Origin of the sequence: Pantoea sp. EKM103V, assembly GCF_011800365.1 — a bacterium.
Lineage (GTDB): Bacteria > Pseudomonadota > Gammaproteobacteria > Enterobacterales > Enterobacteriaceae > Pantoea > Pantoea anthophila.
Genome location: NZ_JAALFQ010000009.1, coordinates 108,232 through 131,063, shown reverse-complemented (window position 1 = coordinate 131,063; position 22,832 = coordinate 108,232). Strand labels below are relative to the sequence as shown.

General features: G+C 56.9%; 21 protein-coding genes. 6 read left to right on the top strand and 15 right to left on the bottom strand.

The window, feature by feature from the left end; genetic code table 11:
* Positions 1-24: 24 nt before the first annotated feature.
* Both HFD97_RS17110 and mgtE read left to right on the top strand, forming a co-directional pair.
* Complete coding sequence (locus tag HFD97_RS17110; protein WP_033736145.1) at positions 25-210, top strand: YfgG family protein; 186 nt, start codon at positions 25-27, stop codon at positions 208-210.
* 123 nt (positions 211-333) lie between these two features.
* Positions 334-1,767 carry a magnesium transporter gene (gene mgtE / locus HFD97_RS17105; protein WP_140923072.1) on the top strand — a complete coding sequence of 478 codons (1,434 nt, stop codon included), beginning with the start codon at positions 334-336 and terminating at the stop codon, positions 1,765-1,767.
* 3 nt (positions 1,768-1,770) lie between these two features.
* Here the strand turns inward: mgtE and HFD97_RS17100 are convergent, their stop codons facing one another.
* Entirely contained in the window at positions 1,771-2,268 is a 498-nt protein-coding gene (locus HFD97_RS17100) for an AlpA family transcriptional regulator (RefSeq protein WP_167431287.1), read from the bottom strand.
* Positions 2,269-2,470: 202 nt separating this feature from the next.
* On the opposite strand from HFD97_RS17100, the gene HFD97_RS17095 reads away from it, so the two are divergent.
* Positions 2,471-2,650 (top strand): hypothetical protein, encoded by a 180-nt coding sequence (locus HFD97_RS17095; protein WP_009088756.1) that lies wholly within the window; start codon positions 2,471-2,473, stop codon positions 2,648-2,650.
* Positions 2,651-2,682: 32 nt separating this feature from the next.
* Here HFD97_RS17095 and HFD97_RS17090 read toward each other — a convergent pair whose 3' ends face one another.
* The 3 genes from HFD97_RS17090 to guaB form a co-directional block, all read right to left on the bottom strand.
* The gene (locus tag HFD97_RS17090; protein ID WP_150028945.1) at positions 2,683-3,456 is read right to left on the bottom strand and encodes a DUF3750 domain-containing protein; all 774 of its coding nucleotides are present in this window, start codon (positions 3,454-3,456) and stop codon (positions 2,683-2,685) included.
* A 309-nt stretch (positions 3,457-3,765) separates the two neighbouring features.
* Positions 3,766-5,346, bottom strand: a complete 1,581-nt coding sequence (gene guaA / locus HFD97_RS17085; RefSeq protein ID WP_009088749.1) for a glutamine-hydrolyzing GMP synthase — start codon at positions 5,344-5,346, stop codon at positions 3,766-3,768.
* A gap of 68 nt (positions 5,347-5,414) precedes the next feature.
* Positions 5,415-6,881, bottom strand: coding sequence for an IMP dehydrogenase (guaB, locus tag HFD97_RS17080; protein ID WP_009088747.1), 1,467 nt, complete (start codon positions 6,879-6,881; stop codon positions 5,415-5,417).
* A 168-nt stretch (positions 6,882-7,049) separates the two neighbouring features.
* On the opposite strand from guaB, the gene xseA reads away from it, so the two are divergent.
* The 3 genes from xseA to HFD97_RS17065 all read left to right on the top strand — a co-directional run bounded on the left by xseA (position 7,050) and on the right by HFD97_RS17065 (position 10,026).
* Positions 7,050-8,423, top strand: coding sequence for an exodeoxyribonuclease VII large subunit (xseA, locus tag HFD97_RS17075; protein ID WP_167431286.1), 1,374 nt, complete (start codon positions 7,050-7,052; stop codon positions 8,421-8,423).
* 260 nt (positions 8,424-8,683) lie between these two features.
* Entirely contained in the window at positions 8,684-9,697 is a 1,014-nt protein-coding gene (locus HFD97_RS17070) for a M4 family metallopeptidase (protein WP_009088742.1), read from the top strand.
* Entirely contained in the window at positions 9,694-10,026 is a 333-nt protein-coding gene (locus HFD97_RS17065) for a protealysin inhibitor emfourin (protein WP_009088741.1), read from the top strand. Before HFD97_RS17070 ends, HFD97_RS17065 begins: the two co-directional genes overlap by 4 nt.
* Before the next feature lie 44 nt (positions 10,027-10,070).
* Here the strand turns inward: HFD97_RS17065 and HFD97_RS17060 are convergent, their stop codons facing one another.
* The 11 genes from HFD97_RS17060 to ndk form a co-directional block, all read right to left on the bottom strand.
* Positions 10,071-12,512: a glucose/quinate/shikimate family membrane-bound PQQ-dependent dehydrogenase gene (locus tag HFD97_RS17060; protein ID WP_167431285.1), complete on the bottom strand. Its 2,442-nt coding sequence runs from the start codon at positions 12,510-12,512 to the stop codon at positions 10,071-10,073.
* A 301-nt stretch (positions 12,513-12,813) separates the two neighbouring features.
* A complete protein-coding gene (locus HFD97_RS17055; protein ID WP_140029707.1) occupies positions 12,814-13,035 on the bottom strand; it encodes a zinc ribbon domain-containing protein in 222 nt (73 codons plus the stop codon).
* A 62-nt stretch (positions 13,036-13,097) separates the two neighbouring features.
* Positions 13,098-14,588, bottom strand: a complete 1,491-nt coding sequence (gene der / locus HFD97_RS17050; protein ID WP_167431284.1) for a ribosome biogenesis GTPase Der — start codon at positions 14,586-14,588, stop codon at positions 13,098-13,100.
* A 174-nt stretch (positions 14,589-14,762) separates the two neighbouring features.
* Positions 14,763-15,944: an outer membrane protein assembly factor BamB gene (gene bamB, locus HFD97_RS17045; protein ID WP_046102367.1), complete on the bottom strand. Its 1,182-nt coding sequence runs from the start codon at positions 15,942-15,944 to the stop codon at positions 14,763-14,765.
* A gap of 19 nt (positions 15,945-15,963) precedes the next feature.
* Positions 15,964-16,581, bottom strand: a complete 618-nt coding sequence (locus HFD97_RS17040) for a YfgM family protein (RefSeq protein WP_009088731.1) — start codon at positions 16,579-16,581, stop codon at positions 15,964-15,966.
* 33 nt (positions 16,582-16,614) lie between these two features.
* Positions 16,615-17,892, bottom strand: a complete 1,278-nt coding sequence (gene hisS / locus HFD97_RS17035; RefSeq protein ID WP_046102368.1) for a histidine--tRNA ligase — start codon at positions 17,890-17,892, stop codon at positions 16,615-16,617.
* A 106-nt stretch (positions 17,893-17,998) separates the two neighbouring features.
* Complete coding sequence (ispG, locus tag HFD97_RS17030) at positions 17,999-19,120, bottom strand: flavodoxin-dependent (E)-4-hydroxy-3-methylbut-2-enyl-diphosphate synthase (protein WP_167431283.1); 1,122 nt, start codon at positions 19,118-19,120, stop codon at positions 17,999-18,001.
* A gap of 37 nt (positions 19,121-19,157) precedes the next feature.
* Positions 19,158-20,171: a cytoskeleton protein RodZ gene (rodZ, locus tag HFD97_RS17025; RefSeq protein ID WP_167431282.1), complete on the bottom strand. Its 1,014-nt coding sequence runs from the start codon at positions 20,169-20,171 to the stop codon at positions 19,158-19,160.
* Complete coding sequence (gene pilW, locus HFD97_RS17020; protein WP_167431281.1) at positions 20,161-20,895, bottom strand: type IV pilus biogenesis/stability protein PilW; 735 nt, start codon at positions 20,893-20,895, stop codon at positions 20,161-20,163. The genes rodZ and pilW overlap by 11 nt, the downstream gene beginning before the upstream one ends.
* A gap of 80 nt (positions 20,896-20,975) precedes the next feature.
* Complete coding sequence (locus tag HFD97_RS17015) at positions 20,976-22,145, bottom strand: bifunctional tRNA (adenosine(37)-C2)-methyltransferase TrmG/ribosomal RNA large subunit methyltransferase RlmN (RefSeq protein ID WP_009088720.1); 1,170 nt, start codon at positions 22,143-22,145, stop codon at positions 20,976-20,978.
* 186 nt (positions 22,146-22,331) lie between these two features.
* Positions 22,332-22,763 (bottom strand): nucleoside-diphosphate kinase, encoded by a 432-nt coding sequence (ndk, locus tag HFD97_RS17010; RefSeq protein ID WP_003848684.1) that lies wholly within the window; start codon positions 22,761-22,763, stop codon positions 22,332-22,334.
* Between the last annotated feature and the right edge of the window lie 69 nt (positions 22,764-22,832).

The window sequence follows — 22,832 nt, the reverse complement described above, 5'->3', positions numbered from 1 at the left end:
GGGTCACTACAGGAACCACCCCGCGTGAACAGCGCTATTTCTCCCCGAAGACGTCAGAAAACCGGCACCATGACCCGCATCGTGTTGCTGATCAGTTTTATCATTCTCTTTAGTCGCCTTATTTTCATCCTGCCTGCTGCCTTCGAACATCATCAGCAACAGAAAGCGACGCCTGGACCGGTTACAGTGACATCAGGCGATACCCGCTAACGCACAGTCCCCTTCTGAACTGAATTTAAAACGTTATCCGACCGATCGGACGCTTTTTTGCATCCCTTTTTCAGGCGAAACGCTACACTTCGTGCTGGTGCTTTCAGACTAAAGGGATCCAATGTGTCTGCCTCTCACTCTCAACATTTAAGTGAAACCCGTCATCGCATTCTGACGCTGCTGCTCAATGAACACGATCTGGTTGATGCCCTGCTGGAGAAATCCGGCGATCGCCCGCCTGAACAGCAACGTGAAAATGCGGCCCAGCGTGAAGCGCTGGAACAGGATATTCTTCAGCTGCATGCCGCTGACCTTGCCGATATTCTCGAAGCCCTGCCGGAAGAGGAGCGCCAGGCGCTGTGGCGGCTGGTGCCAAACGAGCGGCGCGGTCACGTGCTGGTCGAAGCGTCAGAAACGGTCTGGGCCAGCCTCACGGAGGAGATGAGCGACCGCGATATCCTGCGCGCCATCCAGCCGCTGGATATCGACGATCAGGTCTGGCTGGCGCGCTATCTGCCGCGTGACCTGACCGGACGCCTGCTGGCCACTGTGGAACCTGGCCTGCGCGCCCGGATGCTCAGCATGGTGCAGTTTGACCGCGACCGCGTCGCCAGGGTGATGGATTTCAACATCCTGACGGTGCGTGAAGATGTCACGCTGGCGACGGTGCAGCGTTTCCTGCGCAAGCGCAAAAGTATGCCGGGCGGCACCGATAAGCTCTTCATCACGAATAAAGATAATCAGCTGCTGGGTGAACTGCTGCTGACCGATATCCTGCTGAATAAGCCCAAAACGCTGGTGAGCGAGGTGATGAACGCACGCCCCACCACCTTCCAGCTTAATGACAAGGCTGAAGACGCCGCCAGCGCCTTTGAGCGTTATAACCTCATCTCTGCCGCCGTTACCGATGCAAAAGGAAAACTGATTGGCCGTGTGAGCATTGAAGATATCATCGACCTGGTTAACGCCGAAAACGAAAGCAATATCCGTAAGATGGGTGGTATCAGTCAGGAAGAGGATGTCTTTGCCCCGGTGCATAAGTCAGTCCGTAAACGCTGGGCCTGGCTGGCGATCAACCTCTGCACCGCCTTTGTTGCCTCACGCGTTATCGGGCTGTTTGAAGGGACCATTTCGCAAATCGTCGCCCTCGCGACACTGATGCCGATTGTGGCCGGGATCGGGGGCAATACCGGTAACCAGACGATCACCATGATTGTGCGCGCGCTGGCGCTGCATCAGGTGGAGCCGGGGAACTTCTCGTTTCTGATCGTCCGTGAACTGGGCGTGGCGCTGATCAACGGCCTCTTCTGGGGCGGCATCATGGGCGGCATCACCTGGCTGATGTATGACAATATGGCGCTGGGCGGCGTCATGATGCTGGCCATGGCGCTTAATCTGCTGCTGGCGGCGCTGATGGGCGTGCTGGTACCGCTGGTGATGACCAGACTGAAGCGCGATCCGGCCGTCGGCTCCAGCGTTCTGATTACCGCCATCACCGACACCGGCGGATTCTTTATCTTCCTGGGACTGGCGACGCTGTTTCTGACCACGCACTGACCCTCAGCCGTGGAGACCGTAGCGTTGCAGTGACCCGCTGAGATTACGCTGACGCGTCACCTGCGCCAGTTCCCGGATCGCCACCGGCAGCACATAGTTACCGCGCTGGTTCAGCCACTCCAGCACATCCGCCAGGTGCCAGATGGCGGTTTTGCCGTCATGCACCGGCAGCGGAAATGGCGGGCGGTGGCTGAGCATCAGCTTGCGCATGTTCTGGCGCGACATACCGATCAGCTCGGCTACATCAGTCAGTCCCACAAAGTCAGGCGCCGCTTCCACCAGCGTGGCACCCGGTATCGCGTGCAGGACCGCCGCTTCTGCCTCTGCCAGTGCCTCCGTCGCGGAGCCTGAGTCCCGGGTAAACTCCAGTGCGATTCGCCCCGGCATCCCCAGACCGATCAGCGCATCGTCACAGCCGGCTGAGGCCAGCACTTCCATCATCTCATCTGCCGGCGTATGCCCTTCCGGCAGGCTGAACCGTAATGTAAAACAATATTCCATATGCCTCTCCTTACGCACGTCCTCCCTATCCTCCCGCCGGACTAATAAGTTGTCAACTGACAACCGATAAAAATATTCTTTTACGGCTGAGCATGCGCAGACTTTTTCACACAGTAAAACGGTCAGGATCTACACTGGAAAACGTTACGCAAAAAATGTCAGCGCGATGCTGGCAGCAATCACGACTCACGACGGAGAAACTATGTTTAAAGCAGAGGATTTTGTTCAGTCGAAAACCGGTGGCCCTAAAATGCAGGTATTGCGCGTTGAAGGTGACACCCTGTATTGCGCACGGGTGGATGATGCGACCAAAAAAGAGATTGAAGTGAAGGCAGAGAGCGTTAACCTCTATCACGAAGAGGGCGATTTTGGCGTGTGCTGAAACAAACCGGCCCCGTTAGCGGGGCCAGACGATCAGGGCTTATCCTGCTGCAGGTTGTCGTTACCCAGCCCGCCAATAAACGGCAACCGCAGGCGGAACGGGGTAAAGTCGAGGCCCATGTTCAGACCCAGCAGATTCACTTCGAACCCCTCTTCCGCTCCCAGCGTGACGCCCGCCACACCCAGAACCGATACCTGCAGCCCTCGCCCGGATGGCGGCAGCCCGACCGGACGCCACAGTGGCCGGTAATCTTTGCCCAGGGCATTCGCAGGCAAATCGAGTTTTAAGGCCGGGACTTCGCGACCAATGTGCGCCAGGAAAGTATTGCTGTTGGGCCCCGGCCACGCGTGATAGGTCGTCGGCCAGGGATAGGATTGAATAGCCGCTTCAATCTGCGGGATCATCGCTTCTGCCTCGGGTCCGCGATGGTTCACCAGCAGCCGCGGTTTTGCACCATACCAGTAGCCATCAGGAAGATTGGTATTGTGACGCACTTTATCGCCACTGCCCCAGCTGATCACTTCATAGCGATTGTAGTGCGTTTCACCGGCACGTTTGAAGATGATCCAGGGATGCACCGCGACCCGCCCTTTCCAGCCATAGGTGGGCGCGGCATAGACCTGCACGATAGCCAGATTAGCGAAGGCGCGTGGGTCGGGCGCAATACCGGCTGAATCGCGTCGCGCCGACCACCAGCCGCCCCGCTCTGCGGTTTCGCTGTGACGGGTCGCCTGGGCGATACTGGCTCCCAGAGAGAGCAGCAATACGACAACAAAAAACAGGCTGAACACTTTGAGTGAGAGCATGACAACATTCCTGGTGGCGTCAGAATCAGGAAACGCCTGCGGTGCGGGCAGTTTCCGTAAGCGGCGGCTTTGAGATATGGACAATCGGTAAAAGCGGCGAGTCAAAAGCGGGCGTCAGACAGGAAACCCGACGTGCGTTTGCTGACCAGCAGAATAGCGCAATTTGCGGCAAAGTGAACAGAAAATCGCCAGGCTCGGGTGCGGATGTGCTGAAAGGTTAAAACGGCGGATCGGCGCGCAGCCAGGGCAAAAAAAAGCCCGCTGAGAAGCGGGCTTAAACATCGTCAGGGTAAACCGGCTACAGGCCGATTATTCCCACTCAATCGTCGCCGGTGGCTTACCGCTGATGTCATACACCACGCGGGAGATCCCGTTGATTTCATTGATGATACGGTTAGAGACGCGGCCCAGGAAATCATACGGCAGATGCGCCCAGTGAGCGGTCATAAAGTCGATGGTTTCCACCGCGCGCAGTGAAACCACCCAGTCATATTTACGGCCATCGCCCATCACACCGACCGAGCGAACCGGCAGGAAGACGGTGAACGCCTGACTGACTTTGTTGTAGAGATCCGCTTTGTGCAGCTCTTCGATGAAGATAGCATCGGCACGACGCAGCAGATCGCAATACTCTTTCTTCACTTCGCCCAGCACGCGCACGCCCAGACCCGGGCCCGGGAAAGGATGGCGGAACAGCATGTCGTACGGCAGGCCCAGCTCCAGACCAATCTTACGCACTTCGTCTTTGAACAGCTCTTTCAGCGGCTCAACCAGGCCCATCTTCATCTCTTTCGGCAGGCCGCCAACGTTGTGGTGCGACTTGATGACGTGCGCTTTACCGGTGGCTGACGCCGCCGATTCAATCACGTCCGGATAGATGGTGCCCTGCGCCAGCCACTTAACGTCTTCCAGCTTCAGCGCTTCTTCGTCAAACACTTCCACAAAGACGCGACCAATGGTTTTACGCTTGGCTTCAGGTTCATCAATACCCGCCAGTGCGTCCAGGAAACGCTGCTCAGCCGGGACATGGACGATGTTGAGACCAAAGTGATCGCCAAACATATCCATCACCTGCTGCGCTTCGTTCAGGCGCAGCAGACCGTTATCCACAAACACGCAGGTCAGACGGTCGCCAATGGCACGGTGCAGCAGCATCGCCGTTACCGATGAATCCACACCGCCAGACAGACCGAGGATAACTTTGTCATTTCCTACCTGCTCACGCAGACGTTCTACCGCATCTTCGATGATTTTAGCTGGCGTCCACAGGGCTTCACATTCACAAATGTCGATGATGAAGCGCTCAAGCATCCGCAGGCCCTGACGGGTATGGGTCACTTCCGGGTGGAACTGCACGCCGTAGAAACGCTTCTCTTCGTTCGCCATGATAGCAAACGGACAGGTTTCGGTGCTGGCAACGGTTACGAAGTCAGCCGGGATAGCGGTGACTTTATCGCCATGGCTCATCCAGACATCCAGCAGCGGTTTACCGGCCGCGCTGATCGCATCTTCGATGTCGCGAACCAGAGCGCTTGGCGTGGTCACTTCAACCTGCGCATAACCGAACTCGCGTTCGTTTGAACCGGCAACGGCGCCGCCCAGCTGCATCGCCATGGTCTGCATACCGTAGCAGACGCCCAGGACCGGCACGCCAGCATTAAAGACATATTCCGGCGCTCGCGGGCTGTTCAGTTCGGTGGTGCTCTCCGGGCCACCGGAAAGGATGATGCCGCTTGGGTTGAACTGGCGAATCTGCTCTTCGCTCACATCCCATGCCCAGAGTTCACAGTAAACGCCAAGCTCGCGCACGCGGCGTGCCACCAGCTGAGTATATTGCGAGCCGAAATCGAGAATCAGAATGCGATGCTTATGGATATTTTCCGTCGTCATTGAGGGGGTTCCAGAACGGTGACTTAATAAATAAAAGCGCCCGGCTGAAGCCGGGCGGGAAATCGGAATTACGAGCCCATACGGTAGTTCGGTGACTCTTTAGTGATGGTCACATCATGTACGTGACTCTCATTGATGCCAGCGCCGCTGATGCGGACAAACTCCGCTTTAGTGCGCAGGTCATCAATGGTCGGGCAACCGGTCAGGCCCATGCAAGAACGCAGTCCACCCATCTGCTGATGGACGATCTCTTTCAGACGGCCTTTATAGGCCACGCGGCCTTCGATGCCTTCCGGCACCAGCTTGTCAGCGGCGTTATCGGTCTGGAAGTAACGGTCTGAAGAGCCTTTGGACATCGCGCCCAGTGAACCCATGCCGCGATAGGATTTAAATGCACGACCCTGGTAGAGTTCGATCTCGCCCGGAGACTCTTCGGTGCCCGCCAGCATTGAACCCACCATGACACAGGAGGCTCCCGCCGCGATCGCTTTGGCGATATCACCGGAGAAACGGATACCGCCATCGGCGATGACCGGAATACCGGTGCCTTCCAGTGCAGTCACGGCGTCAGAGACGGCGGTGATCTGCGGAACACCGACACCGGTGACGATACGGGTGGTACAGATAGAGCCAGGGCCGATACCGACTTTGACCGCGCTGACGCCGGCCTCAACCAGTGCCAGTGCGCCGGCACCGGTAGCGACGTTACCGCCGACAATTTCGAGGTCCGGATATTTAGCACGGGTTTCACGGATACGGGAGAGCACGCCTTCAGAGTGACCGTGAGAAGAGTCAATCAGCAGCACGTCAACACCCGCAGCAACCAGCGCATCGATACGCTCTTCGTTGCCTGCACCGGCACCGACAGCGGCACCCACACGCAGACGGCCCTGCGCATCTTTACAGGCGTTAGGCTTACGTTCGGCTTTCTGGAAGTCTTTAACGGTGATCATGCCCAGCAGATGGAAGCTGTCATCCACGACCAGCGCTTTCTCTACACGTTTTTCATGCATTTTGTGCAGCACGACATCACGCGCTTCACCCTCTTTCACCGTCACCAGACGGTCTTTCGGGGTCATAACCGCAGAAACAGGCTGGGAGAGATCGGTCACAAAGCGCACGTCACGACCGGTGATGATACCAACCAGTTCATTGTCGCGGTTAACTACCGGATAGCCTGCAAAGCCGTTGCGCTCGGTCAGCGCTTTGACGTCAGCCAGTGGGGTGGTCGGCAGTACGGTCTGCGGTTCAGTCACGACGCCGCTCTCATGTTTCTTCACCTTGCGCACTTCGTCCGCCTGGCGTTCAATCGACATATTTTTATGGATGAAGCCAAGGCCGCCTTCCTGTGCCAGCGCAATTGCCAGACCCGCTTCGGTCACGGTGTCCATGGCAGCGGAAAGCATAGGAATGTTTAAACGGATGTTTTTGGTCAGCTGTGTGCTGAGATCGGCCGTATTAGGCAGGACGGTGGAGTGAGCAGGAACGAGCAGAACGTCGTCAAAAGTGAGTGCTTCTTTAGCGATTCTTAACATGGCAATACTCCACCTCGGGTGATTGAGATTAGATAAAATATTGCCGCGGCATTATACAGGCCGTAATCGATTGCCTCCACTATTATTTACGAAAAACTCTTGATCCGCACTGGCAGCCCTGTAGTATCGGTGAATTAACCTGCTGATTTGGAATTTGATCTTCGTCACATGTCGCTGCCATCCAACGCCAATATTTTTACCGTCAGCCGTCTCAATACGACAGTGCGTCAGCTGCTGGAGAAAGAGATGAGCCTGGTCTGGATCAGCGCCGAGATCTCCAATTTCACTCAGCCGGCTTCCGGTCACTGGTACTTCACGCTGAAAGATGATGGCGCGCAGGTGCGCTGCGCCATGTTCCGCAACAGCAATCGTCGCGTCACTTTTCGTCCGCAGCACGGACAGCAGGTGCTGGTACGCGCCAGCATCACCCTTTACGAGCCTCGTGGCGACTATCAGCTGATTGCCGAGAGTATGCATCCGGCGGGCGAAGGGCTGTTGCAGCAGCAGTTTGAACTGCTGAAGGCAAAGCTGTCGTCCGAAGGATTGTTCGACCCGCAGCATAAGCAGCCGCTGCCGGAACCAGCGCGTCAGGTCGGGGTGATCACCTCGGCGACCGGCGCCGCCCTGCACGATGTGTTACGCGTGCTGCATCGCCGCGATCCCTCCCTGCCTGTGGTCATCTATCCTACTGTCGTGCAGGGTGTCGATGCGCCTGCGGCTATCGTCCGGGCGATTGAAGTCGCTAACCTGCGCAATGAATGCGACGTGTTAATTGTCGGGCGCGGCGGCGGTTCGCTGGAAGATTTGTGGAGCTTTAACGACGAACGGGTAGCGCGCGCAATTTTTGCCAGCCGCATTCCCATCGTCAGCGCAGTCGGACACGAAACCGACGTCACCATTGCCGACTTCGTCGCAGATTTACGCGCGCCCACACCGTCGGCCGCAGCAGAAATTGTCAGCCGCAATCAGCTTGAATTGCTGCGTCAGCTGCAGTCACAGCAGCAGCGGCTGGAGATGGCGATGGATTACTATCTGGCGCGCCAGCAGCGGCTTTACAGCCGCCTGGAGCATCGCCTGCAGCAGCAGCATCCGCAGCTGCGTCTGGCCCGCCAGCAGACTGCCCTCTTCCGCCTGCAGCAGCGTCTGGGGGATGCGATGGAAACCCGTCTGCGTCACGCTACCCGTCAGCAGGATCGCCTGCAGCACCGGCTCAGTGCCCAACAGCCGCAGCAGCGCCTGTTCGAAGCGCAGAAGCAGCTGCAAAGCTGGCACTACCGCCTGCAGCAGAGTATGACCACTCAGCTGAGCAGCGGAAAACAGCAGTTTGGTCAGCTGGTAGCGCAACTTGAGGGCGTCAGTCCCCTGGCCACGCTGGCACGCGGATTCAGCGTCACGACCGACACCACCGGACAGGTGGTGAAAAAAACGGCGCAGCTGCAGAGCGGCGACCTGCTGCGCACCCGTCTGGATGATGGCTGGGTCGAAAGCCAGGTCACACAGTTACTGCCTGAGAAAAAGCGTCGCCGCAAAACCGCCTCCTGACCCGCTCCGCTCTTATCGCCCTTCTTTCCAGTTATGGCTGGTCTCATTTACCGCGTGCATTCGCCGTGACCGGTCTATACTTTCTGGTACATCTCTGCTGCCAGAGCGTTTCAGATGGCCTGTCAACGTGGTCTGTCTGACGGGTCTGTACTCTCCGGTACATCTCTGCTGCCAGGGAGTTTCAGATGGCCTGTCAAAGTTGTCTGCCTGACGGGTCTATACTCTCCGGTACCTCTTTCTCAGCTGCCAAGGAGTTTCAGATGGCTTACTGCGTTATTCCTCCCTATATCCTTCGTAAGATCATTGCTCACGGTTCAGGTCACCAGCAGGCGCAGGCGCGTCGCACCCTCACCCACGTTCAGCACCTGATGGCAGAACACTGGCAAAAGCCCGCCGTGGCTAAAACGGCTGCGGGCGGCCATGTGGACCGGGAAATTTATGATGCCCAGGGCAGAGAAACCCTGCCCGGTAAGCTGATTCGACAGGAGGGCCAGCCCGCCAGCGATGATGTGGCGGCTGAAGAAGCCTGGGACTACCTCGGCGTGACCTATGACTTTTTCTGGCAGGCTTATCAGCGTAACTCGCTGGATAATCAGGGGCTGAAGCTGCTTGGTACCGTCCATTACGGGGAAAAATATCAGAACGCCTTCTGGAACGGACAGCAGATGGTATTTGGTGACGGTGACGGCGAAATTTTTAATCGCTTTACCATTGCGATTGATGTGGTGGCACATGAACTCGCGCATGGCGTCACGGAAAATGAAGCCGGATTGATCTACTTTGAGCAGGCTGGCGCACTGAATGAGTCCCTGTCTGACGTCTTTGGCTCCCTGGTCAAACAGTACAGCAAGAAACAGCGCGCCGAAGAGGCGGACTGGATTATCGGTGAAGGCCTGCTGGCAAGCGGCATCAATGGGCGCGGGTTACGTTCAATGTCAGAACCCGGCACCGCCTACGATGACCCGATGCTGGGTAAAGATCCGCAACCGGCGCACATGGATGACTATGTGAAAACCCGTGAAGATAATGGCGGAGTTCACATCAACTCCGGTATTCCTAACCGGGCATTTTATCTGGCGGCCACCGCGCTGGGCGGCTTTGCCTGGGAGCAGGCAGGCTACGCCTGGTATGACACCCTGTGTGACGACGAGCTGCCTCAGGATGCGGACTTTAAGACCTTTGCCCGCTTCACCGTTCAGCATGGTGAAAAGCGCTTTAATTCGTCGGTCGGCCGTGCCATTGAACAGGCGTGGAAGGAGGTTGGCGTGCTATGAGTGAACTGCCCGAACTCACCGATGACGCTACGGTCATCGTCGCGCGTGAAGGCGGCATGGCCTTTATTCCGGGGCTGCGCGCCGAGCGTCGCTTTATGCTGGGCGATCTGCCACCGCCTGAAAAACAGCGCGTCTGCCATGCGCTGGAACAGGCGATGCCGCTGGGCGAACCCGAGGAGAAAGCCGCGCAGGTGGGCAGTGGCGATCAGCGCTATTTTCGCATTCAGATCCAGTATGCGACCCGCCGTGAGGTCGGCACCATTGTGCTGCTGATCCCGGAACAGGTCGCCCCTCCCGAATTGCAGGCGCTGTGGCGCGACGGCAAATAAGCAAAAAAAGGGCCGACAATGTCGGCCCTTTTCCTTATGCATGGTTACTTGCTGTCTGGCAGCGCGTAAGCAATCACGTAATCACCGCGGTCCGGTGACTGACGTGCGCCACCTGCCGAGATGAGGATGTACTGCTTACCATCTTTCGGTGAGACGTAGCTCATCGGGCCACCCTGACTGCCGACCGGCAGGCGCGCTTTCCACACCTCTTTACCGGTTGAAGAATCAAAGGCGCGCAGATAGTAATCCTGGGTACCGGCGATGAAGACCAGGCCACCCTGCGTTGCCAGCGTTCCGCCCAGCGTCGGCATACCAATCGGCATTTTCACGCCCATTTTGATACCAAACGGTCCGGTGTCCTGCACGGTACCAACCGGTACCTGCCAGACGATTTTCTGGGTTTTCATGTCAATCGCCGACAGCGTACCAAATGGCGGCTTCTGGCAAGGGATGCCCAGCGGAGACATGAAGCGATTTTTGTTTACGGCGTACGGCGTGCCTTTCAGCGGTACTGCACCCATACCGGTGTTGATCGCTTCGCCACCGTTGCTGCCACGTGAAATGCTATTGGTGTCAGCAGGGATCATCTGCACCCACAGGCCGAGACGCATATCGTTAACGAACAGCAGATGATTGTTAGGGTCAGTCGACATGCTGCCCCAGTTCATTCCACCCAGCGAGCCCGGGAAGCTCAGCGACTTGTCGGTGTCCGGCACGGTGAACAGGCCGTTATAACGCATCGATTTAAAGGCAACACGGCAGGCCAGCTGATCAAACGGCGTTGCCCCCCACATGTCAGACTCTTTCAGCGTCTGGTTGCCAATCTGCGGCATGCCGGTCGAGTGTGGCTGAGTTTTGGTGTACTGCTCGTTCGGGATATGGCCCTGCGGCATCGGCAGCTCTTCGACTTTGGTCAAAGGCTTACCGGTCATCCGGTCGAGCACAAAGATCATGCCGGTTTTACCACCGATCACCACCGCTGGCGTGGTGCTGCCATCTTTCTGCGGGAAGTCGATCAGGCTTGGCTGCATCGGCAGGTCAAAGTCCCACAGATCGTTATGCACGGTCTGATAGACCCACTTCTCTTTACCGGTGGTGGCATCCAGCGCCAGCACGGATGCGCCATATTTGTGATCCAGTGGAGTACGGTTCGCGCCCCAGAGGTCAACAGAGGAGCTGCCCATCGGAATGAACACGGTGTTCATGGTCGGATCGTATGACATCGGTGCCCAGGAGTTTGGCGTACTGCGGGTGTACTCCTTGCCCGGCATCAGGATCGCATTCGGGTCAACGTTGCCCGGGTCAAACGCCCAGCGCATCTTGCCGGTGATAACGTCGAATCCACGCAGCACGCCGCCCGGCATATCGGTCTGTACGTTATCCGCCACGCGTCCGCCAACCACGACAGTGGTGCCTGCCAGCGTAGGGGCTGAGGTCAGCTGATACTGCGGGTCTGGCGCCTTACCGATGCCGGCTTTCAGATCGACAATGCCGTGATCGCCAAAGTCTTCACAGAACTCACCGTTGTCGGCGTTGATGGCAATCAGACGCGCGTCGATGGTGTTCATCAGAATACGACGCTGACAGGTGTCACCGGCAGGCAGGGTAACGGCCGTTACCGGAACTGACCCCGACTTGTCCGGCTGTTGCAGCGGTTTCGTCGCGTCAAAGTAAGCCAGACCACGGCAGCGCGGCCAGACTTCAGCCTGCGCATTGATTTCGCGTTTCCAGATCTGCTTACCGCTGTTCGCTTCCACCGCAATCACATTATTGTGTGGGGTGCAGAGATAGAGCGTGTTGCCAATCTGCAAAGGCGTCTGCTGATCTTCTGCGCCGTTACCGGTCGGGCTGACCGGGGTGTCACCGGTGCGGAAGGTCCAGGCAACTTTCAGATCCTTCACGTTGTCGCGGGTAATCTGGTCCAGCGCCACAAAGCGACTGCCCTGCGGCGTATTGCCGTAGTTATCCCAGTCTTTCTGCTGTTTGGTTTTATCGACCGGGATCAGCGGCAGCTCTTCACCGTTACCAGCCACGGTAGGATGCGGCTGGAACATCTGCACCAGCATGACCACCATGCCTGCGGCCAGCAGTGCGGAGAAGGTATAGGAAGGTTTTGCCAGTGAGGGCTTACCTTCATGCTTACGCAGTGAAGGCCAGATCAGGAAGGCCAGCAGTGTCAGTCCGGCTGGCACCATCAGGCGTGAGACCAGCGGCCAGAAATCCAGGCCGGCATCAAAAAGCGACCAGATCAGCGTGCCGATGAAGACCAGCAGGAAAAGAACCGCTGCCGACGATTTGCGGCGGAAGAACTGAATTGCGGAAAGTACGATGACGATCCCTGCAATCAAAAAGTACCAGCTGCCGCCAAGCGCAACCAGTTTGCCGCCACCGATTGCAAAGAACAGACCGGTAGCAAGCAGCACCAGTCCGAGCAGCACGGATGCGATTCCCAACCCCCTGGCGGAGCGGGAGGATGTTTCAGCCATAAACTATCTCTCCTGAATAAACAGAACGTCCGGACAGGTGCCGTCCGGACTCCGCGCCTTAAACGTTCTGCGCAGAGCCCCGTTCTGTTTCAAATCAATTATAAACAGACCCGCGTCCGTAAGAATCTGAGGGCCGGAAGCATACAGATGTGGCTGGCCCCTCCCACGACGCGGCAGGATTGTACCACCTGGTACATAACCGAGTGAACATATACAACTCATTTGTTACGACGTAATAGCATTTTTGCTACAAAACGGCGGGCGGGCCGGGTTCACCGGTGCGTTTAATCATAGCCAAATCTTACGGTGCAGACGGCTGAAACTGCACCCGCCTGCGCGAGATCAATCCGTGGCCATGTTGACAAAAATAGTCGACCGCACCGCAGGCTTTCAGTACCGTCAGTGGCTGGTGACAGTCCGGACAGACGGGCTGCGCCGGATAGTGCGCACTGCAGCGGTCACAGATAAATTCGCCGTCGCTGAGCCGCAGTGGCTGCTGACATTTTTCGCAGTGAATAGTCACCTTTCTCCTCCTGAGTGGCGTGTTCAGCACAAAAAAAAGAGGGCCTCATGGCCCTCTTCTCGTTAACGCTTATTCTTTTTCATATGCGCCATCAGACGCTTACGTTTACGCTGCTGAGTCGGCGTCAGCAGGTTACGCTTGCCTTCATAAGGGTTCTCACCCTCTTTGAACTGAATACGGATTGGCGTTCCCATCACATTCAGGGATTTGCGGAAATAGTTCATCAGGTAACGCTTGTAAGAATCTGGCAGATCTTTCACCTGATTCCCGTGGATGACCACGATGGGCGGGTTGTAACCACCGGCATGGGCATACTTAAGCTTAACGCGACGGCCGCGCACCAGGGGTGGCTGGTGATCGTCTGACGCCATGTTCATGATGCGCGTCAGCAGCGAGGTGTTTACGCGCCGGGTCGAACAGTCATAGGCTTCAGTGATCGATTCAAACAGATTACCCACGCCGCTGCCGTGCAGCGCAGAGATAAAGTGGATGCGGGCGAAATCGATAAAGCCCAGACGGAAGTCCAGCGTCTCTTTCACTTCGTCACGCACTTCCTGCGACAGGCCATCCCATTTGTTAACCACGATTACCAGCGAGCGGCCACTGTTGAGAATAAAGCCCAGCAGGGAGAGATCCTGATCCGAGATACCGGCGTGGGCGTCGATGACCAGCATCACCACGTTGGCATCTTCAATCGCCTGCAGCGTCTTGATCACCGAGAATTTCTCTACGGTGTCAGAGATTTTGGCGCGCTTACGCACCCCGGCGGTGTCGATCAGTACGTAATCACGTCCGTCACGCTCCATCGGAATATAGATACTGTCGCGAGTGGTGCCGGGCATATCGTAGACCACTACGCGGTCTTCACCGAGGATACGGTTAGTAAGCGTTGACTTACCTACGTTAGGACGCCCCACGATGGCCAGCTTGATAGGTAAACCTGTCGGGTCGAAGTTTTCTTCTTCCTCGGCGGCTTCCTGCTCAGCGATCTCCTCGGCGTCCAGCGCCGCCCAGTAAGCCTGGTTCTCTTCTTCTTCGGTCAGTTCGACCGGCTCAACCGTCTCCATCCACGGCAGCAGCGCCGTTTCAATCAGGCTGGTGACACCGCGACCGTGCGACGCTGCAATGGCGTGGATCTCGCCCAGGCCGAGTGAATAGAAGTCGATAACCGCCTGATCCGGATCGAGCCCGTCAGTTTTGTTCGCCACCAGGAAAGTGGCTTTCTGGCGGGAACGCAGGTGTTTAGCGATTTGCTGATCGGCGGCCATCATGCCCGCACGTGCGTCGACCATAAACAGTACGACATCCGCTTCTTCAATCGCCAGCAGTGACTGCTCAGCCATCCGCGTTTCAACACCCTCTTCGGTGCCGTCGATACCACCGGTATCAATAACAATAAATTCGCGCCCTTCCACTTCGGCGCGACCATATTTGCGATCGCGAGTCAGTCCGGGAAAATCCGCTACCAGCGCATCACGAGTGCGGGTTAAGCGGTTAAATAGCGTAGATTTTCCCACATTGGGACGCCCAACCAGCGCGACCACAGGTACCATAACAAAATGCCTCAATAAAAAATGAATCGCCCGAATGGCGTGATTATAACGGCTCTGGCCGTTAAGTTCAGGCTTAAGGCGCAAAGAATACCATGCCTGACTAAAAACGAAACGGCCCCTGATTAAATCAGGAGCCGTCGGAACGGAGGATTTCACCTGCCGGACGTTTACCCGTTAACGGGTAATCGCATAAACCTCACCATCTTTCGACTGGATCAGCAGCTTATCGCTGGCGACCACGGGCTCGGTCTGGAAACCGGAACTGTCCAGCTTCTGCTGCGCGACAAAACGACCGTCGGTGGTGTTCAGCCAGTGCAGATACCCTTCGCTGTCGCCAACCACCAGATAGCCGTTGTAGAGCACCGGTGAAGTCAGGTTGCGATGCAGCAGATCGCTCTGACGCCAGATAGCGACGCCACCGTCCGCGTTCAGGGCAATCACACGGTCATCCTGATCGACCAGATAGATGCGGCCGGCATCAACAATCAGATCTTTCACACCGCCGATTTCGCGTTTCCACAGAATCTGGCCGGAGCGCAGATCCAGCGCCGTCAGGTCACCGTTGTACGCCAGCGCGTAAACCACGCCGTTGACGATAACCGGGGTCGTATCGACATCGTTCAGACGATCGATTTCGGTTGCGCCGCTGACCTGAGAAATACGCTGCTGCCAGATCAGTTGCCCCTGGTTCAGCACGACGGCACTGACGCGGCCGTTGTCACCACCGACAATGGCCCCGCCAAACGCAACAGCCGGAGCCGATTCACCGCGCAGTGATAGCGCAGGCATATCCAGGTTAACGCTCCACTTCACCGCCCCGCTGCTCTGGTCCAGACCCTGCAACATGCCGTTGCTGGTATGGATCAGCACCAGGCCATCGCTGACCACCGGACGTGACAGCGCTTCACCGGCGACTTTCGTCTGCCAGGCCAGGCTGCCATCGCTGCTGTTCAGGGCATAAACCTGACCGCGCTCGCTGCCGACATAGATCCGATCGCCATCCGCCGTCAGGCCGCCCGATAACAGGGCTGAGCGATTTTTCGAGAAGAAGCCGGTTTTCTCAGAGAGATCGACTTTCCATTTTTCTTTACCGTCTGCGGCATCCAGCGCTTTCACGATACCAAAGCGGTCGGCTGCGAAGACCGTATTGTCCTGCCAGGCAGGATGCAGATTGGAGTAGAAATCACCCACGCCATCGCCGACCGAGGTGCTCCACACTTTCTCTGGCGTAAACTGATTTTCCACCTTCGGCAGCGGGGCCATTTTCACTACATCTTCTTCGCCGCTAAACAGCGAACAACCGCTGAGCAAAGTGACTGAAATCAGTCCCGGCAGCAGGTATTTACGTAATTCCATGCGCTCTCTCTTGACTGGCTTAGCTTAAGTTATTCATCTTCATCTGCATCATTTGCTTCAATGCCGGAGAGGCGTCAGATTCCACCCCTTTACTCCAGGCATCGCGCGCGCCCTGCTTGTCGCCTTTGGCCAGCAGCGCTTCGCCGCGAATATCGGCCACAATGGCTGTCCAGCCATCACCCTTCACACCGTCAAGGGTTTTAAGCGCCGCATCCGCTTGATTCTGTTGCAGTTGAATGCGAGCCAGACGCAGGTTAATCACCGCCTGCAGATTGGCATCTTTGGTATCTTTCAGTCCGTTTTGCAGCAGTGCTGCGGCTTTATCAAGCTGACCGGCATCCACATACTGCTTCGCCAGATCCATCGCCGCCAGCGCACCATAAGTGTTGCTGTTTTCGCTGGCAAACCGGTTGACCGCTTCCAGCGTCTCAGGTTTGCCCGCCTGCATGGCGGTGGTCAGCTGCTGATATTGGGCCGATACCGTTTTCGCAGTATCGTCCTGATGACTGCTCCAGTAACGCCAGCCACCCAGCGCAGCAATGCCGATGACTACGCCAATGGCTAACGCCTTACCATTGCTGGTAAAAAAGTTGCGCAGCGCTTCGGTCTGCTCGTTCTCATTGCTATACACTTCCACGCAATCCTTCTCCTTTCTATGGTTGGTGCTGTGTTACGCCTGTAACAGCGTGCGCAATACAGCAGCAGCCTCTGCCTGATCCAGCGTTTGCTGCTCGCCACGGCGCAGATCTTTCACCACGACCTGACCGGCTTTGACTTCATCCTCGCCCAGCACCAGCGCGACGCGAGCGCCCCACTTGTCAGCGCGGGCAAACTGCTTCCTGAAGTTGCCGCCGCCAAAGTTAGTCATCAGCCTCAGCTCTGGCGCTTCATCGCGCAATTTCTCAGCCAGCTGCATCGCAGCGGACTGCACGCCCTGACCGGAAGCGATAACATAGACATCCACATTGCTCGTCGGTTCAAATTCCGGATTCACCGCCTGAACCAGCAGCACCAGACGCTCCATGCCCATCGCGAAGCCCACCGCAGGGGTGGCACGTCCACCGAGCTGCTCTACCAGACCGTCATAGCGACCGCCGCCGCACACGGTACCCTGTGAACCCAGGCTGTCGGTGACCCACTCAATCACGGTGCGATTGTAGTAATCCAGGCCGCGCACCAGACGCTGATTAACGGTGTAGCGGATGCCCGCGTCATCCAGCAGGGCACACAGGCCGCTGAAATGGTCGCGTGATTCGTCATCAAGATAGTCGCCGAGCTGCGGCGCATCATTCAGCAGCTGCTGAATATCGGGATTTTTACTGTCGAGAACGCGCATCGGGTTGCTGTACATGCGGCGTTTGCAATCCTCATCCAGCACCTCTTTGTGCTGTTCAAGGAAGGCGACCAGTGCATCGCGGTAGTGCGCACGCGCTTCCAGTGAGCCGATGGAGTTGAGTTCCAGGCGAACGTGGTCGGCAATGCCTAACGCTTTCCACCAGCGGGCGTTGAGCATAATCAGCTCCGCATCGATGTCCGGTCCCTGCAGACCAAACACTTCGACGCCGATTTGGTAAAACTGGCGATAACGGCCCTTCTGCGGACGCTCATAGCGGAACATCGGCCCCATGTACCACAGGCGCTGCTCCTGATTGTAGAGTAAACCGTGCTCGATACCGGCTCGCACGCAGCCTGCGGTTCCTTCCGGACGCAGCGTCAGGCTTTCGCCATTGCGGTCCTCGAAGGTGTACATCTCTTTTTCAACCACATCGGTGACTTCACCGATGGCGCGTTTAAACAGTGGGGTCTGCTCCACCAGCGGCAAGCGAATTTCGCTGTAGCCGTAGCTCGCCAGCGTCTGCTTGAGTACGCCTTCAATCCGTTGCCAGAGAGCGGTATCCGCAGGCAGGTAGTCGTTCATCCCGCGAATCGCCTGAATATTCTTCGCCACGTTAAAATCTCTTAATGCAAAAAAAACCTGTCCGGCATCATACCTTATGAGGATGAAACCGCACAGGTTCAGTCAAAAAAGTCACGCACGCAGGCTGCGCACGCCATTATTTTTCCAGCTGCTGCACATCAATCCGGCGGCTGGCATCCAGCATCGACGCTTTGGCACGAATGCGCGCTTCCAGCTGATCGATCATGTCGTGGTTATCGAGACGATTGCGCTGACGCACGCCATCCTCGTAGAAACCACTCTTCTTGCTGCCACCGGTCACGCCCAGGGTCGAGAGCGTTGCTTCGCCCGGTCCGTTGACCACACAGCCGATAATGGAGACATCCATCGGCGTGATGAGATCTTCCAGACGCTGCTCCAGCGCGTTGACGGTGCCGATCACGTCAAACTCCTGACGTGAACAGGTCGGGCAGGCGATGAAGTTAATCCCACGCGAACGGATGCGCAGTGATTTCAGAATATCGAAGCCGACTTTGACCTCTTCAACCGGATCGGCCGCCAGCGAGATACGCAGCGTGTCGCCGATCCCTTCTGACAGCAGCAGACCCAGCCCAATCGCCGATTTGACTGCGCCAGCGCGCGCCCCGCCCGCTTCGGTGATCCCGAGATGCAGAGGCTGATCGATCTGTTTTGCCAGCAGGCGATAAGATTCCACTGCCAGGAAGACGTCAGAGGCTTTTACACTGACTTTAAACTGGTCGAAGTTAAGACGGTCGAGGTGATCGACGTGACGCATGGCCGATTCCAGCAACGCCTGCGGCGTCGGCTCGCCATACTTTTCCTGCAGATCTTTTTCCAGCGAACCGGCGTTAACGCCAATCCGGATCGGAATATTGTTGTCGCGCGCGCAGTCAACCACCATACGGATGCGCTCATTGTTCCCGATATTACCGGGATTGATGCGCAGGCAGTCAACGCCATATTCGGCGACTTTCAGGGCGATGCGGTAGTCAAAATGGATGTCTGCAACCAGCGGCACGTTCACCTGCTGTTTGATCAGCCTGAACGCTTCTGCGGCATCCATGGTCGGCACCGAGACACGAACGATGTCGACACCGACGCGCTCAAGGGCTTTGATCTGATTTACCGTCGCTTCCACGTCAGTGGTGCGGGTGTTGGTCATCGACTGGACGGCAATAGGTGCGCCGTCACCGACCGGCACCTTGCCGACGTAAATGCGTCTGGATTTACGACGGATAATGGGTGCTTCGTTATGCATATTTCTTCTCCACAATTGCCCGGTACGCGATACGCTGTTATTGCGCACCCAACGTCAGGCGAGCAACCTGGTTATTACGGATAAAACGACTTAAATCAACGGGCTGATTCTGATATTGCACCTGAACCGCGGACGGCGCGCCAATTTTCAGACGATACGGAGGTGTGCCCGCGAGGCTCAGTTTACCACCACTACGCTGAATGCCGCTGAACAGTTTTTTGCCGGTGGCATCGCTCACTTCCAGCCAGCAGTCGGCAGTGAAGTTCATGACCACCGCATTCGGGTCGGCCGCCGGTTCACTGACTGCGGCAGCGCCGACCGGCATCTGTGGTGTCGTGCTGGTTGCAGGGTTAGTCGTGGCCGGTGCTGCCGATGTGGTGTCCTGTGGCGCCTGGCTCGGTGACACGACAGCATTGCTGCTGTCGGTCTGCGTTGTGGCTGGGGTAGTGGTGGTGCTGGCAGCCGGCGCAGAGGTGGCTGGCGTGCTGGTCGCGCTGTTGTCGCTGGCGGCCGTATTACTTTCGTCAGGCGCGGCTGGCGCCGCGCTGTCACCGCTGGTCTCACCCAGCGGAATCGACTGGCCGCTATCGCCGCTGCTGCCGTTCTGGTCGGTCATCGGCACCAGTTCGTCCTGCGACGCTTTGTGATTCTGCCACCACCAGGCGCCGGTCAGGCCAATCACCACGAACACCACCAGCCAGGTAAAAATCATTAACCAGCCGTCGCGTTTCTTGCGGCGCTTGCCCAGGGAGAAACTTTGCATCGGCTCGATTTTTGCCGCCCGGACCGGCGTCTGTTTCGCCATCATCGGCAGCAGTTCCTCTTCAGGAATGTGCACCAGACGCGCATAAGAGCGGATGTAACCGCGCAGGAACGTCGAGGCTAAATCGGCAGGCGATTTGTCCTCTTCGATGTCACGCACGGTAGAGAGTTTCAGACACAGACGTTCAGCGACGTTCTGCTGTGACAGCCCCATCTGCTCACGGGCCAGACGCAGGCGATCACCTGTTGAATGTAATGCAGAGTTTTCTTGAGTGGCTTCAGTATTCATTAGCTAAATAACGCTGGTACTGTATCGATTGCGGAAAACGTCGCGCTAACTGGTCGCCATAACGTGAAACGTCTGCGGCATTTCCCTGTAGCGCGGCGAAACGTAAGTGTAACGCCAGACTGCGTGCCGTTTCGGGCAACTGTAGCTGGTAAACGTCGAGCAAAATCTGCACCCTCGCCAGATGGTTTTCAGCCATCTGCTTTTCAGCCTCCGCCAGCAGCGAATCAGCTTTTCGCCTGTCGGCTTCAATGGCCCGGCGTAGCATCCTGCGGGCGGCAACAACATCCCCCGCCTGCAGGTAACAAAAACCTGCCAGTTCAAGCGCGTCGTTGCGTGCATCAGACGACGGAGCGGTTTCTGCCCGACTAAACTGTTGATGCGCTTCGTCATACTGCCCTAAAGCGCAGAGAAACGCACCGTAATTGTTAGCAACAAAACCATTATCCGGGGCATGCTGCTGTGCCAGTATAAACCCTGCCTGGGCTGCTGTCTGATTGCCCTGCTGTTGCGCCAGTCGTGCCAGCGCAAGCGAGACCCGGTAATCCTCTGGCGCGGCGGCCTGTGCGCGCAGAAAGTTTCGCTCAGCGGCGGCATAATCACCCGCCGCCAGATAGTGCATCCCTAACTGCAGACGCACCTCTTCAGCACCGGATGAGTGCGGCTGGCTGACACACCCGCTTACAACAAACAGCGCCAGTACACTGGCGGGTAATCCGTTACGCACGATCGTTTCCCTCTGCCTGACATTGACAGGCTGCAGCCTGCCACGCGTCTTCACGTCAGGAAACGTTCTCTGTCACGCTTCTAGAGCGCCTTCACAGAGATGGCTTCACCCGCCATTTTTTTACGCAGCGTACGCTTGGTGCGGTCGATCACCTCACCCGCTAACTGACCACAGGCGGCATCAATATCGTCGCCACGGGTTTTACGCACAATGGTGGTAAAACCGTAGTCCATCAGCACCTTGGAGAAGCGATCGATGCGGCTGTTTGAGCTGCGGCCATAAGGAGCACCCGGGAAGGGGTTCCACGGAATCAGGTTGATTTTACACGGTGTTTCTTTCAGTAATGCGGCAAGCTCATGCGCATCGTCGGTGCTGTCATTGACATGATCCAGCAGGACGTACTCAATGGTCACGCGTCCCTGGTTGGCGTTAGATTTGCCAATGTAGCGTTTCACCGCTGCCAGGAAGGTTTCGATATTGTACTTTTTGTTGATCGGAACAATATCATCACGCAGCTTGTCGTTAGGCGCGTGCAGTGAAATGGCCAGCGCCACATCAATCATATCGCCCAGTTTGTCCAGTGCAGGCACCACACCTGAAGTAGAGAGGGTCACACGACGCTTGGAGAGACCGAAGCCGAAGTCATCCAGCATGATCTCCATTGCCGGAACCACATTATTGAGGTTGAGCAGCGGCTCACCCATGCCCATCATCACCACGTTAGTGATAGGACGCTGGCCGGTGATTTTTGCTGCGCCGACGATTTTCGCCGCACGCCATACCTGACCAATAATTTCTGACACCCGCAGGTTACGGTTAAAACCCTGCTGTGCGGTCGAACAGAATTTACACTCCAGCGCACACCCCACCTGCGAAGAAACACACAGCGTGGCGCGGTCGCCTTCCGGGATATAGACCGTTTCCACCAGCTGATCGCCCACGCGGATGGCCCATTTAATGGTGCCGTCAGTGGAGCGCATCTCTTCAGCCACTTCCGGTGCGCGGATCTCCGTCAGCTCCATCAGCCGGTTACGCAGCTTTTTGTTGATGTCGGTCATCTGCTCGAAATCGTCGCAGCAGTAGTGGTAAATCCACTTCATGACCTGATCGGCACGGAACGGCTTTTCGCCCAGCGACTGGAAAAACTCGCGCATCTGCTGACGGTTGAGATCCAGCAGGTTGATTTTCTGGCTTTTAGGGGAAACGACAATGGGGGATGCGGACGCGGACGTCACAATCTGTTCGGACATAATATTCTCTGGCCTCGTTGTTACACGTTATGGCGCTGTTCAGGGATAGGTGAAAAAAATTGCGCCTTCATTAAGCGAAGTCAATGAAGGCGCAATATTGTACAACATCTGCGGCCTGATAACAGGCGGGAGTGGCTCCCTCAGGCAGATTTTTGTAAAGCCGACCTGCTGTTTATCGCCAGGCGATTAACGGGTACGTGGGCAGATTTCGTTTTCGCCGAAGAAATAGGCGATTTCGCGGGCAGCGGATTCAGCAGAATCTGAACCGTGCGTGGCGTTTTCGGTGAAGCTGTCTGCGTAGTCAGCACGCAGGGTGCCAGCCAGTGCGTTTGCCGGGTTAGTCGCACCCATCAGGTCACGGTGACGCTGAACGGCATTTTCACCTTCCAGTACAGAAACGACAACCGGGCCAGAGGTCATGAATTCAACCAGACCATCAAAGAATGGCTTGCCCTGGTGCTCAGCGTAAAAACCTTCAGCCTGCTCTTTGCTCAGCTGCAGCATTTTTGCACCAACGATTTTGAAGCCAGCGCTTTCAAAACGGTTGTAGATAGCACCAATCACATTTTTAGCGACGGCGTTTGGCTTGATGATAGAAAAAGTACGTTCGATTGCCATGATGACCTCTGTCTTGACGTCCTGAAGAAACCGGCGGCGCAGCCCCCGGCCAATAAACGGCGCCGATTA